A 14116-nucleotide genomic window follows, 5' to 3' on the forward strand; every position below is an offset into this window, starting at 1 on the left:
CTCCATGTTCTCTACACCACATATTGAAACACCCCGCACCCGACGCGAGTTTCTGGAACGCAGCGGACTCGGCTTTGGTTCCGTTGCCCTCGCCAGTCTGCTGGCACAGGCGGACGCATTATCTGCTGCCAGCCGTCCTGCGACCACTGCAGGACTGGTGCCCCACCATCGGGCGACGGCGAAGAATATCATCTTCCTGTTCATGGAAGGGGGACCGAGCCACATCGATCTGTTCGATCCCAAGCCGCTGTTGAACAAGCTGGCAGGACAGACTCTGCCTGACAGCTTCGGTCAGATTCTGACCGCCGCCGGGGAATCCCGGTCTCCCTTGCTGATCTCGAAACGGAAGTGGAAACAGCATGGCGAAGCGGGAACCTGGGTCTCAGACTGGCTGCCCGAAATTGCGACCTGCGTCGATGACATAGCCGTCATTCGCTCCTGCTGGGCCGATGGGCTGAATCATTCATCCAGTGTCTGCCAGATGAATACCTGCTCGCTGATCGGTGGTCGTCCTTCGCTGGGGAGTTGGGTGACCTACGGGCTCGGTTCGGAAAACAGGAACCTCCCCTCGTTCGTGGTCATGCAGGATAACCGTTCTTCGGTGGTGAATGGTCCGCGAAACTGGGGCACCGGGTTCATGCCCGCGGTGTACCAGGGAATTCGTTTACAGGAAGGCAAACAGCCGATTCCGAATCTGAATAACCCGGAAGGAGTGACAGGCGCCCGGCAGCGCGAAAAACTGTCGTATTTGAAATCCTTGAATCAGGGCTATGCCCGTCAGCACGCCCGGCAGACAGAGCTTGACGCACGCATCGCCAGTTACGAACTCGCCTTTCGGATGCAGTCCGAAGCACCCGAGGCGGTTGACCTGAGCCAGGAGACCGCAGCCACCCGCCAGCTGTACGGGATGGATCAGCAGGAAACGTCGTCCTTCGGTCGACTCTGCCTGATGTCACGCCGCCTGGTGGAGCGGGGCGTCCGTTTCGTGCAGTTGTATCATGGGGCAGGCAGCAAGTGGGATGCGCATTCGGGGATCGAAAAGAATCACACCCAGCACTGCAAGGCAATGGACCTGCCCGTAGCCGGTCTGATCCGGGATTTGAAACAACGGGGCCTGCTGGATGAGACACTCGTGGTGTGGGGAGGCGAGTTTGGACGGACCCCCATGTCGGAAAAGGGGGACGGACGCGATCACAACCCGACCGGATTCACCATGTGGATGGCCGGTGGCGGGGTCAAAGGGGGACAAACCATCGGGGCCACCGATGAACTGGGGCTGCGGGCGATTGAAGATCGGATGCACGTTCACGATCTGCACGCCACAATACTGCATCTGCTGGGCCTGGATCGGATGAAACTCACGTACGAATACAACGGCCGCCCCGAACGTCCTACGGTCAACGAAGGCGAGTTTCTCCAGAAACTGGTGACTGGATAGGCTGTTCAATCTCGTACTGCCGTCTCGCTGAAAATGTCGTGAGTACTCTATGCCTCTTCGTCGCAAGTAGAGTCGACTGTTCTTCTGAAGAAAATGGTTCTAAACGGGCAGGGAACTAAACAAGTGCGGCAGCACTGGTAGATAGTTCACTCACTCTACCGTTCACTTCTCTTCAAATTGCCTGTATTCATTTTTGATGAATTTCTCTGGAAGCCTGTAGATCGCTTTCATGTTTTTGCGTTTCCATAAGAGAGACTGTTAAAGGACGTCTCGCTGTCTTGAGCCGTCCGGTTGATCAACTCTTTCTGACATTTCGCAGTGCGGGCCTTCGTCAATTCTAAAATAACCACGCATCTGTTGGATACCGTCAAACAGTTCGCAAGAACTACGCGCAAGCGACTTGACGCGTCAGGAGAACTAAACATGCTATTTCGAAAACTAAATCGTCACAGCAGGGCTACCCGTCAAACGTTTCATGTTTCTGCCATTGAGTCCCTGGAAGATCGTCAGTTGCTTTCGGCGATGAATTCTCTCACCGCCGATAAAACAGACGATAATGCAACAAATACCGGGGGGAGCACCGCCCCCGAATACCGCTCGATCGACGGGACCGGTAATAACCTCGACAATCCGGAACTTGGCAGTACCGACACGCAACTAATCAGGCTGGCCGGTGCCGACTATGGGGACGGCCTGTCGACTCCTGCCGGTGAAGACCGTCCCAGTGCAAGGGAAGTCAGTAACGTCATTGCTGCCGCCAACAGTTCGGAAACCAATGACCGTTTTCTGACGGATATCTTCTGGGTCTGGGGACAGTTTATCGATCACGATATTACGTTGACTGAATCCGCGCACGATGAATATGGGAATCCCCTGGAATCATTTCCGATAGAAGTTCCGACCGGTGATCCCTATTTTGATCCAGACGGTACCGGGGACGCAGTTATTGATATGAATCGATCTAACTTCGAAGTGGATGAAAATGGTGTTCGGCAGCAGATTAATCAGATCACAGCATTTATTGATGGTTCGATGATTTATGGTTCAGATGAAGAACTGGCCGCCCGCTTGAGAACCTTTACAGGAGGACAACTGGCAACCAGTGATGGTGATCTGCTGCCTTATGGAGATGATGGGTTCTTTTTAGCAGGAGATATTCGTGCGAATGAGAACGTGGCATTGACTTCGATGCAGACTCTCTGGATCCGCGAACATAATCGGATCTCATCAGAACTCGCAGCAGCGAATCCCGATCTGACCGATGAAGAACTGTATCAACAGGCTCGGCAGATCGTCATTGGTGAGTTGCAGGCGATTACGTTTAATGAATTTCTCCCGGCATTATTCGGTCCAGGTGTCGTTGAAGAATATCGCGGATACGATTCCACGGTCGATCCCAGTATTGCCAACGAGTTCTCGACAGCCGCCTATCGGTTTGGACATACAATGCTCTCCTCCGAACTGCTAAGGCTGGACGAGAACGGGAATGTTGCTGATGAGGGCAACCTCGAGTTGTTGAATGCGTTTTTCAACCCAAGCGAACTGGAACAAAATGGTATCGATTCACTGTTACGCGGAGTGACTGTGAACCAGGCGCAGGAAATTGATAATCAACTGGTCGATGATGTGCGCAACTTCCTGTTTGGGCCTCCGGGGTCAGGCGGATTCGATCTGGCCTCATTAAATATCCAGCGCGGTCGTGACCATGGTCTGGCAGATTACAACTCAACACGAGTTGCGCTGGGACTGGACGCCGTCGAGAGCTTTTCCGACATCACTTCCGATCCGGAAGTGGCTGCGAAACTGGAAGCACTGTATGGCACAGTCGACAATATCGATCTGTGGGTTGGTGGTCTGGCCGAAGATCATTTGCCCGGATCGAGTATGGGGGAGACGTTCACAGCGATCATAGTCGACCAGTTCGAACGACTGCGTGATGGAGATCGCTTCTGGTATGAAAACGTATTCTCCGGCGAAACGCTCCACCAGATCAACAGTACTACGCTGGCGGATGTGATCGAACGCAATTCAGATATTTCCAACCTGCAGGAAAATGTATTTTTCGCTCCCTCTGTCATGTGGGTCGATTTGGCGGAAACCGGTTCCAGCGACGTTACGATTCGTGTGTCGCACGGAAATCTGGAGGTGGTCGACAACAGAACGCGGCAGGTGATAGGCAGTCAGTCCCTGGACAGTGTTGATCGCTTGATGCTGACGAGCACCAGCCACGACTCACAGCGCATCAACATCCAGGGGATCAGCACTGCTGATTTACCCGGGGGGCTGGTCGTGGACTTGGGCCAAGGTCGGACAGATACATTGATTCTCAACGGGACACGACAGAGCGACACCATATTCGTGAATGACCAGTCTGTTGATGTGTCCGGTCTGCAGGTGGAATTCTCGGGACTGGAACGGATTGTGATTCAGGGGACGAACGCTGATGACACGATTGATGTCGCAGAGGGAGTGGGTCTTGACGTAAACATAATTGACCCACTGAGCCGCGATCCGATGCACGAAGGTGGTCATCGTTACGATCAACTGGCACATCGGCCAGACAGTCAACGCCCCGCCCAGGGACAGAACCGGATTGGATCGCCGAGCTCAACTGGAAGTGATATGGATATCCGAGGCGATCATCCTGAGATGCTGGATCAGATCTTTGCGTCCAATGACCTGGATCCTGTGTTAGGCATGCCACCTGGTAAACGTGCTCGCAGGTAGGAGAAAGGCTATCTGCAAGGTATGTAAACCTGCATTTTCGCCGGATCCAGATTTTGATCTCCCGATCATACTTCTGGGTCTGGCACATTTTAATTAAGTTGTTTTGTCGCAGATTGTCAAAACGACGACGTATCCATGAAAGAAGTCACAGTTAGAGTCAGCGAATACTTGAGCTTGTGGTCGGTAGTGTGCGTTGAAATTGGAATGTACTACGCGCTACCAGACGGTGCACTCAGTTTCCGTCGCAGGCGCACTGTCTCAGGGTAGTCATACGTCAGCAGCAGTGCCCCTTCAGCGGCATATTTCTCGAACAAGTTTGAGACCAGATAATCCTCTCCGGGCCAGGGGTAGGCAAAAACGACGTCAAAATCTTCGAGACCACATTGGAGTTCTTCGTATCCATCTTCCGCATCAGTGATGAGCCAGGAATACGCGGCGTTGTTGTCGGCATAGGCTTCTTCGGCAAGGGATTCAGCGTCTGAGGGAATGAAACTACCTTGAGCGAACTCTACGGGCAGACCAAAGTCATCTGCCAGCCTGCGGGATGCATCAACCAGGTCTGGATCAATTTCAATGCCACAGGCCATAAACTCAAGCATCGCGGCTAACGACGCTACCACGCCGAAACCACTTCCCCATTCGCACAACGAACTACCGGAGGCAAGATTCTCGTCGGTGATGGCCTGCAGAGCGTGGTAGACCGTTTTGAAATCACTCGGGACAAAGGCAGTGGTGCGGCGTGTTCTATTCTCGAGAAACTGGCTGACTCTTAAGTCAGCTTCATGAAGAAAAGCATCAATCTCGTCAGGCAAGATCGAATTATGATTCGAGATTTCAATATCCACCAAAGACACATCAAATAATCCTGCAGGAACATCAGTAAAGTGCGACACACTTCTGGTCAAGTTTTGTGCGGTCTATCTGGTTGTTTCTGATTGCACACTGTCGAGTCGTTTTGCCTGCTTATGGCCTTCGTCGGACTGTCCGATTTTCCAATAACTGGACAGGTACAAGTGGCTGTCAGGCAGCTGTTTTTCTTCCTTAAAAAAACGTCTGAGATTACGCATGCTGTTGAACTCACAGGCGGACCAGACCGATGGTTGGCCCTCCAGCCAGGGCAGGGCTTTGACTTTCGAAATGAGAAATCCTCCTTCAGGGGCTGGCTGAGGATTCACTTCCCAGTGTAAGTTCAGGTTACCTGGGGCTTTCAGTGTCTGGATGTCTGCTTTGCTGGGAATTTCAATGACCGCATGCCCCCTGGCATCGTCAGGCAATTGCTCCAGGTTAACGCTGATCGCTGGTAAAGCCGCCATGTCACCCACCAGCAGGAACCAGTCTGCGTCAGGGTTGATTAATTTCTTTGGGCCGGGATCGCCGACCAGGATCCGATCTCCCGGTTGCGCCTGCTTTGCCCAGGAGGATGCGGGTCCCAGGGGATTGTGCAGCACAAAATCAAGGTCGATCTCCATGGGCCGTTGTTGTCTGATGGTGTAGGATCGCTTCTGTGGTGGTTGATCGCCGGCTTGCGGAAACATCAGCTTGACGTAAGCACTCTCCTGGTCGCTGGGATAATCAGCCATTTCATTGCCCCCGAGCGTGATCCGCAGCATATGCTCGGTGAGCCTGGTTGTGTGAATGACTTTTAATTCTCTAACGGGACGATTGGCCATGGGGTAGCTCTCTTGATATCGTGGAATCGCTAACAAGTGAATATTCAATCATTGTGAGTGCTATCGCAAGAAACAATACGAGATCTATCGAATTGAGACCGCTGATCGCCGGGACGGTACAGGAGTGCTCCCCCTGAGATGGGCTTAAAGAGTCTCGTGTAACGATCTATGAATGGCCCGGAGCAATGTATTTCTGCATGTCAAACTACAAAATAAGAGACCACTTAATGAAACAGGAACTGCTTCGATAAGTGGTCTTATTATAGTCGACTTAAAAGTCGGGATGACAAGATTTGAACTTGCGACCTCTGCGTCCCGAACGCAGCGCTCTACCAGGCTGAGCCACATCCCGTGGGAACTTTATTCTATCAAGACGGCAAGACTGGTCAACGCAGTGGGATACAAACTATCGCGACTTTTTGACCGAAATCCAGAAAATCAATAGGGTTGGACAACCGGAGTACCAGCGGTGGCTGGTTCAGTCGGATAGTGGGCTGGATCGACGTTGATTGGCTCAGGTGCAGTGGCCACGGTCGGGGCTCCCAACTGGACAGGCTGACCGGCAACACCTGGTGCGACCAGCATCGGCTGTGAGACAACACTGCCGGTCGGATAGACATTCGCCTGGCTTACCTGGGGAGCGTTCAGCATGGCCACCGTCCCGGTTGAAGCGCCACCAGTATAAGTGGGCAGGGGGTGAGTATAGCTGGCCTGTGCCGTACGTGACTGGTACCGGAAAACGCTACCGTTGCCCAATGGTCCGTGTTCCCAGCCTTTGGCAACAATCCGATCCTGAGGGCTGGAAGAGGCGTACGGTTTTTTAATCGAAGCGATTCGCGACTGTACCTGCGGTTGAAACCACTCGGAATTCAGAGACTGTTCATACATGGCCAGTGCTTCTTCGTTGCGTCCGGTCTGCTGATAGAGTTGTCCCATGTGGGCCAGCACTTTGGGATGGTTAGGATCGATATTGGCAGCCGCCCTGAGGGACTGTTCGGCTCCTGTCATGTCTCCGTTCTGTTGCAGCAACCAGGCCATTTCCAGGTGAGATTCCGCGACATAAGGCTGGGTGTCCCGCCAGGCTGTAATGTGCTGAGCTGCTTCCTGCTGTCGGCCCTGGCTGATCATCAATTCCGCCAGTCCATGATGTGAGGGCTGGTGAGTAGGGTCAATCTTCAGGGCATTGCGATAAGTCTGTTCTGCTCCTGCCAGATCGCCCTCTTTTTCCATGACGACAGCCAGATTATGAACATAGTCGGGATTGGTCGGGTTGTTTGCGATGGCTCGTGTAAATGCGGCATGTGCCTGGGAGTATTCACCTCGCTGGTAGTAACCATTTCCCATTTCATTGCTGGCAACACCATGCATGGTGTTGCAGCCGGAAAAAGTAAAGGTACCCAGTGAGAATAAAATTGCCAGATTGCAGATAACCGAAAGTCTGATTCGAGTTGAGTGCATCGTGCACGGCTCCATCGTTTGTAAGTATGCATTCAGAATCCATTGCTGAATGACATACTGTCGGTAAATGGTTCAGTTGGGGGGGGAGAATTGATTTCAGTAGTGGAATTCAAAATAGATCAGGAAATGAATGGGAGAGAGGTGCAGGAAAGATAGCAGTCGTCAGAAATCACAGCAAGAGGAGTTCATTGATTTTTTCACGTTTCTGGTTCTAATTCTGAGAAAAAGGACTGGGGTTAAGTCCCTGATTAATTGAGAGATAGAACCAGATTCGAGTCATGAGTCGACTCAAATCTGATTCTATAGAATGCGTTCAGTTTGCAGGGTTAAATATTTTCTCAGGAGCATTGACCGGGGCCGCTTGTGGCTCAATCAGGGAACCATGCTTGTCAATATGGGAAAACCAGCGACGGGCTGTGGAGCGACGCTGGGTTGGTGTCGCAATGTCTGAATAATCAATCGGTCGGTCTGTCAGCTGGTGAATGTAATTGAATGCGAATTCCCGGACCGCAACATGGGGGTGCTCCAGCCATTCCACAAGTCTGCTGGAGATGAAGCGATCTTCCGCATCTTCTTTCTGGAAACCCCAGAGCAGGCGTTCCATTGTCTCTGCCATTTCTGGAGAAAACTGCTTTTTCAAAGCAGTCGAGAGGAGCTCACCATTTTCCTGATCTCTCAGTAACCAGTTCCGGATGCCGTTAAATGCTTCCATACGCGACTCATGATGATCTACTTCATCCAACACCTTGACCAGTTCCTGGTAGCGGTTGGTTAAGGCCAATGCTTTGGTGGCCAGGTCTGAAGTGTTGGGCTTCAGATCTTTTGTAATTGCAGGCATGGTGAGTGAAACGAGTTGATCGTCTTTGAGTTCTTTGGAGAAAGCAGCCAGCTGGCGGCGGGTCAGGTAGGAACTGTCTTTATAGTTCGGCTCCACCCAGTGCGGAACCCGCAGGGGTTTATCACGACCGGAAGGATTGATGAGACCTGCCTTGCGATCTTTCGCAGAGAGTGACATCCAGTGTCCCGCATCGATTGTGTGTACTTTTCCTGAGCCATCCGAGAAGCGAATCATTCCCGAGTAAGCGTATAACATGCCTGTATAGTTATCGGGCCCGGGCTTCTGGTCCGGGTGAGTTGGCTGGACAGGGTCGATTTCGATGCCACAGACACTGTCCCTGGTAACCAGTTCAATCCGCCAGAGTTCGTCATTGACTTTAATCGAGAGCGTAGGGCCGGCTGCATCCCGGGCATCGTTCAGACCACGGGAAGCTTCGATTCTCAGGCGACCTTCCTGGATTTTGAAGCCCATTTCAGCGGCTTTGTTTTTGCCCTGATAAGTGACGGCAGTTCCCGGAAGTAAAACCACTTTGCAGAGTGCTTCGGGAATATTGATCCGGGCTGTGAATGGTTCTGGTGATGCGACTGCAGAGCCTGCCTGAATCGGCATGACCTTGGAAAGAATCAGCCAGTCATTCTTGTCGGCCAATTCGCGTTTCTGATCGACCTGGGCCAGAAAGAAACCGTCTTCCGATTCGATTTGGGCGGCGGGTGCCTTCGCGGCAGCATCAGCCATTTCAATTTTCGCTGGTACAGCAGGTGCGGCATTTTCCGGGGGTTTACTGTTCATGGCCACGGTTTTGTCATCTGGTTTGACCGGGGCTGCAGGCGGCGTGGATACTGGCGCTGCCGGTTTCGCAGTTTCGGCTGCCGTTCCAGAAGTTGCAGGTAGCAGATTTTCCACAGGAGGCTTAGCAGGAACTGCTTTCAGAGCCGCTGTCTCAGCGTCAGCAGGGGGAGGCGCGTCGAATGCGGGTGGCTTGGTATTCATTGCCACCGTTTCCCCTTCCGGTTTAGGTTGTGCTGCGGCTGGTGTTGTTTTTGCAGGTTGTTTTTCTGAGGCCGTTGTTGCAGCAGCAGGTTCCATTTTCTCAGCAGCAGGTTGTTTTGCTGCCGGTTCCTGGGGTTGTGATAAATCGATCTCCTGGTTGTCTGCCCCATTAACAGCAACTTCCTGGGCAGTATCCTGTTGCGAAAAGAAGGATGGGAAAAATGTCGGATCACCAAAAAACAGTCCTGCCCAGACAACTGCCGCCGTCAGGACCAGAAAATAAGGGGTAAACCGTTTCCAGAGCGGTTTCGTTTTCAGATAATCCGGGATGCGTGATGAAAATGGTTCCGGAGCCTGTGCCGGGGCAGTCTGTTGTTTGACTGGGGCTTCGGTCCTGGTGGGGGCTGCCGTTGCTGGAGCAGGAGAGGGCTCTGCGACAGCAGTCTGTGCTTGCGTCCCTGTTTCAACCTGCTCACTTTGGGGGGCAGGGCCCAGGGCGTAAATCCGTTCTCTGGTATCCGGGTTGATGGTTGCCGGTTCTCCCAGGACCAGGGTCAGGATCTGATGTGAAGCGGCGACTTCTACAAGATTGACGTCGGAATTCAAGCAGATCTTTTCGACATCAGCCACGCTTTCCGGGGGAAGCGTATTGTCGAGGTATTCAGCAACCGTATTGGGATCCAGATTGGAACCGGGGCCTTCCACTTCGGGGGCAGTCAGACGACGCCGGCGTAAGACGTCTTTGATGCGTTCGACAAGCGACGATGCATAGCCGCTTTCTTCCAGTTTTTGGCCGATTTCCTTGATCTGGGCCGGCTCAAGAACATCATCGAGATAGGCAATCAGAGTTCGTAATGTTAAACGCATGGTGCACCACTGTTAAGTAAGGAGTCGCAGGTTACAAAGAGAGTAACGGTCTCTCTGTAATAAATAGTGGTGGGATTGCCGGGAATCCGTACAGAAAATGTGAGAAAAATCTCTATTTCTTCAAAGCGCATTCCGGAGACAGGCAGAGCATCTGATCTGACGTTTGTCAGTTTGCCTGGGGAGATTTGGAGTCAGGCTTCAAGACGGTTTTCTGGTCCGGCCCCTGGATGATCAGGGGAACATAGAGTTCCGGAAAATCGGGATCATTGGTTTTGATGACAATCAGACCGTCATGTTTGCCGGGAGGGACGAGGTCTTCCACGATCACGTCCAGTTTTTGTTGTCTGAGTCCCTGCTTGTCTTCCAGGTCGCCGAGTTTTACTTTCGCATATTTGGAAGTGCTTTTGACGCTGGTGATTTCGAAGTTTTTGCCACCACGGTAGTCTGAAACGGTTACCGGGTGAATTGTGCGGCCGGGGGTGAACTGGTAAATCACCAGAGCTTTGGGTTTGACGACCAGCCTGCGGACGGGGAGTTCTACTTTGAACGTCAACCGGGCAGTTCGTTCAACCGGGTCTGAGTATTTGAAATCAACAAAGAATTCTTTCTGACCAGGCGATTCACCGGCCGTTTCCATTTTCAGAATGAATTCACCCGTTTCATGCGGTTTGTAGACTCGTTTTTCTAACTGGGGCTGCAGACAGCCACAGCTGGGGATGAGTTCTGTAACGGTGACGGTTTGATCGCTCAGGTTTTTGAATCGAAAACGGGCTCCTGCCACGCGTTCTGTTTCCTTGAGCATCCCCCGGTCAACGAGATAGGTTTCAAAGGCGAGGGCAGGACGTGGTTCGCCTGCCATTGATTTCTGCACACGCGAGCCGGCCCAGTGAGCGACACAGGCGAGAATGAATGGTAAAGTGGCTAGAGTGAGTAGACTGCGTCTGGTCCATTTCGATTGCAGAATTCGATTGCGCATGGCATCCGTGCCTGTCTGAATGACTGTCAGGAAACAAATTATTTCAAATCTGCGGTATCTTTATCAGAATGAGGCAGTCAGGACAAGACCGGGTTCTAACTGCCCCTGCAGACTTATGTTTCGACCGGAGAAGAAACGTTTGTTTCTTCCTTGCTGGACTTGAGACCGCTCATCAGGAGAAGTCCCAATACCATAATTCCGGCGCCGGCCCAGTAAGGGGCTGTGATACTCCCCGGTATCATTCCATTGCTGGTCCCCTTAAACAGAATGATCCCCGCGAGGGGCCCCAGGATCCGTGCCAGGGCCGAGATACTTTGACCAATCCCCAGAACGCCTCCCTGTTCATCCTCTGACGTGTTCAGGGAGAGGAGCGATTGCAGGGAAGGGGTCGTTGCCGAAAAACCAATCACAGAGATGGGCAGGATGGCATAGAGCAGTGTATAGGATCCGGAGTTTCCCGCGACTCCGATCAACAACAGTCCAACCACCATCAGGACGATGCCTGTGAGTCCCATGCGAAATTCACCCAGTCTGGGAATCAGGCGGCGGACCAGAATTCCCTGGCTGAGAGTCAGGATCAAGCCGATGTAGGCGAAGATAAAAAAGTTACTTCGCGCTGCAAAACCGAGTTCCTGCGTGAGCAGGGAGAGGGTGGATTCGAACTGGGCAAAAGCAAAGGTGGTCAAAAAGATTGTCAGCAGAATGAGTCCAATGCGGGGTTTGGTCAGTGCATGTTTGAAGCTGGCAATGTCAAACCAGTGATGTTTGCGTGTCAGTGAATCCGCGGTTTTCTGTTGCAGGGATTCAGGCAGGATAAAGATTGACAGGAGTGCTGCGATGCCGGACAGCACACTGGCGACATAGCCCGGAGCTGCACTGGGAGTTGCTCCCGCCTCAGCAGAAACGAAGGCTGCGCCGATCAACGGGCCGAAAGTGAAGCCGATACCAAAGGCGGCACCGATGAGCGCCATACCCTTACCACGCTCTTTGGGGCCGGTAATGTCTGCGATATAAGCCTGGGCCGTCGGGATTGTGGCGCCGGCGATTCCAGCGCCGATGCGTGTGATAAACAACCAGGTCAAGGCACCGATCCCCAGAAACGTACCTGTGTTTCCCAATGATGTGGCGAAGCCGAACAGGCCGTAGAAGAAGGTGGAACCTAAGAGGCCCAGGATCAGAATCGGGCGACGGCCTACCCCGTCGGATATACGGCCCCAGATCGGCGCAAACAGGAACTGCATGGCAGAGAACGATGCCATCAGCAGCCCGAGTGTGGCACCGCCAGCCTCAAAATGCTCTCCATAACGGGGAAGCAGAGGGAGGACAATTCCAAAACCAAGCAGATCAATGAAGACGGTTACGAATATGAGAAACAGGCCTGCCTTGCGTCCTTTCGACACGTGGATCCCCTTTGCAGCAGTAGTCGGTGTGGTTTAAAAAGAAACAATGCCGAGGAATAGACTCCTCGGCATTGTTGAATCATTGTCGAATGAGAGCTGGAATTCAATAGACCGTGCTTATGCAGTTTTATCTGCGAAGTCGGCTTCCGGGGTGGCCGGATTGTCGGGATCGAACCATTCCGGTTTGAATTCAATGCGGATTTTATGTTTCATGGCCAGGTTTGATGTCAGAGCCATGATCGCATCTGCCATGGCAACCGTTCCATTACACTTCAGGCCGCCTTCATGAGGTCCCTTGTGATTGTCGGTACGGATACAGTGACAGAAGTGTTCCATCTCTTCGGTATAACCACGGCTGATTTTGTCACCCATGGCTTTGGTGGTGTCTGAAGCGGCAGCGGAAGGTGCTGTCGTTTCGTAGGCATCCAGAACCGGGCCGCTGCCGTCGGTGGACTTGATGACCCACAGACGCTGGTCAGGACCGCCGCCACCGGTTGAGGGGCTGGCTTCTTTGAAGAGTAGTGCTTCTTTTTCGGTCTTCATAATCAGGGTTCCCCGGCTACCCAGCACTGTTTCGCCATAAGGCTCCCAGCGGTTGGTATTAATCGAGGAGTAGGTCACGATGCAGATATCGCGAGGATTGGTTTCCGGATCGTAGTGTGGTCCGGGGAATTCGAATGTCACATAGACATGATCGTCGATTTCCCGGTCATCTTCCTGCTTGTCCTTGGAGCCGATGCCTTTGACTCCATAGAAGTTTCGACCGCCGTAGCCTTGAACGGCCAGCGGATGGACTTTGCCCAGGAAGATACTGCAGGCATCCAGCTGGTGACTGCCCAACTCGGCCATCAGACCACCGCCGGTTTTATTATAGAGACGCCAGTTGACAAGTTCGTCCATGTTGTCATAACCGTACTCCTGGACGACTTTCTCCAGTGCTGCTGTATCTTCCTTGGGGACATCTTTCCGCCAGCTGTCACGCCCAGGGAAGCTGTTGTTACGGTGCCATTGTGCACGGATGTGGCGGATGTCGCCCAGTAGACCGGTTTTGACCAGTTGGTTGGCGTTATCGTACAGAACGCTGTAATGACGCTGGTGACCGACAGCAAACAGCAGATTCTTTTCACGTGCTTTTTTGATGAGCTCTTTACATTGAGAAATGTTGTGTGCCATCAGTTTTTCAGAAAGCACATGCAAACCTGCATTGAGGGCATCCATCGCGACGGGGGCATGCTGACTCAGCGGAACGGCAATCACGACTGCTTCCAGACCAAGTTGGTCTTTGGCTGCGAGCAGCTTTTTGTGATCATCAAACTGCTTGATCTGAGAGGCTTTTTCGTCCCCCAGTTTGTTGATCAGACCGACGCGATGCTCATTGCCATGTCCATGGAATGCTTTCTTGCGGTTGGAAGGACGCAGGTCAGCGATGGCAACGATTTCCATGTATTCTGGCGGATGCTGAGTGATCAGCACACTACCTTCATCGCCAGTGCCGATAAAGCCAACTTTAACCGGTTTCCCTTTGAGCTTTTCATAGCCGAAATAGGCGGCTCCCAGGCCCGTGGTAGCAGCGGCAGCAGTCGTGATGAAATCACGTCTGGTAAACGAAACCGCTTCGTTGAAGTTGTCTTTTCCGATTTGTTCCTGTTCGGGCGTCAGATTCATATTGGTTCTCCCTGGTACGCAACGCGTAAATATTACCTTATTGGAGGAAAGATTAAGGTCTAGTGGTTATTATAGGTGGGAATTAAG

At 52.5% G+C, this 14116-nt stretch carries 9 protein-coding genes and 1 tRNA gene; 2 read left to right on the forward strand and 8 right to left on the reverse strand.

Going from position 1 to position 14116, the window contains the following annotated elements:
* Positions 1 to 4: 4 nt before the first annotated feature.
* Positions 5 to 1438 (forward strand): DUF1501 domain-containing protein, encoded by a 1434-nt coding sequence (locus Enr10x_RS08230; RefSeq protein WP_145448729.1) that lies wholly within the window; start codon positions 5 to 7, stop codon positions 1436 to 1438.
* Between the two features lie 423 nt (positions 1439 to 1861).
* Positions 1862 to 4165: a peroxidase family protein gene (locus tag Enr10x_RS08235; RefSeq protein ID WP_145448730.1), complete on the forward strand. Its 2304-nt coding sequence runs from the start codon at positions 1862 to 1864 to the stop codon at positions 4163 to 4165.
* Positions 4166 to 4374: 209 nt separating this feature from the next.
* Here the strand turns inward: Enr10x_RS08235 and Enr10x_RS08240 are convergent, their stop codons facing one another.
* The 8 genes from Enr10x_RS08240 to Enr10x_RS08275 all read right to left on the reverse strand — a co-directional run bounded on the left by Enr10x_RS08240 (position 4375) and on the right by Enr10x_RS08275 (position 14029).
* Entirely contained in the window at positions 4375 to 5058 is a 684-nt protein-coding gene (locus Enr10x_RS08240; RefSeq protein WP_145448731.1) for a class I SAM-dependent methyltransferase, read from the reverse strand.
* A 24-nt stretch (positions 5059 to 5082) separates the two neighbouring features.
* The gene (locus Enr10x_RS08245) at positions 5083 to 5835 is read right to left on the reverse strand and encodes a siderophore-interacting protein (RefSeq protein WP_145448732.1); all 753 of its coding nucleotides are present in this window, start codon (positions 5833 to 5835) and stop codon (positions 5083 to 5085) included.
* Between the two features lie 278 nt (positions 5836 to 6113).
* Positions 6114 to 6187, reverse strand: a tRNA-Pro gene (locus Enr10x_RS08250).
* 86 nt (positions 6188 to 6273) lie between these two features.
* Positions 6274 to 7293: a tetratricopeptide repeat protein gene (locus Enr10x_RS08255; protein ID WP_197997533.1), complete on the reverse strand. Its 1020-nt coding sequence runs from the start codon at positions 7291 to 7293 to the stop codon at positions 6274 to 6276.
* A gap of 313 nt (positions 7294 to 7606) precedes the next feature.
* Positions 7607 to 9988, reverse strand: coding sequence for a hypothetical protein (locus tag Enr10x_RS08260; protein ID WP_145448734.1), 2382 nt, complete (start codon positions 9986 to 9988; stop codon positions 7607 to 7609).
* Between the two features lie 166 nt (positions 9989 to 10154).
* A complete protein-coding gene (locus tag Enr10x_RS08265) occupies positions 10155 to 10964 on the reverse strand; it encodes a DUF1573 domain-containing protein (protein ID WP_145448735.1) in 810 nt (269 codons plus the stop codon).
* A gap of 113 nt (positions 10965 to 11077) precedes the next feature.
* A complete protein-coding gene (locus Enr10x_RS08270) occupies positions 11078 to 12364 on the reverse strand; it encodes an MFS transporter (protein WP_145448736.1) in 1287 nt (428 codons plus the stop codon).
* Positions 12365 to 12481: 117 nt separating this feature from the next.
* Positions 12482 to 14029: a Gfo/Idh/MocA family protein gene (locus tag Enr10x_RS08275; protein WP_145109393.1), complete on the reverse strand. Its 1548-nt coding sequence runs from the start codon at positions 14027 to 14029 to the stop codon at positions 12482 to 12484.
* Positions 14030 to 14116 lie beyond the last annotated feature (87 nt).

Origin of the sequence: Gimesia panareensis, assembly GCF_007748155.1 — a bacterium.
In the GTDB taxonomy this organism is placed as follows: domain Bacteria; phylum Planctomycetota; class Planctomycetia; order Planctomycetales; family Planctomycetaceae; genus Gimesia; species Gimesia panareensis.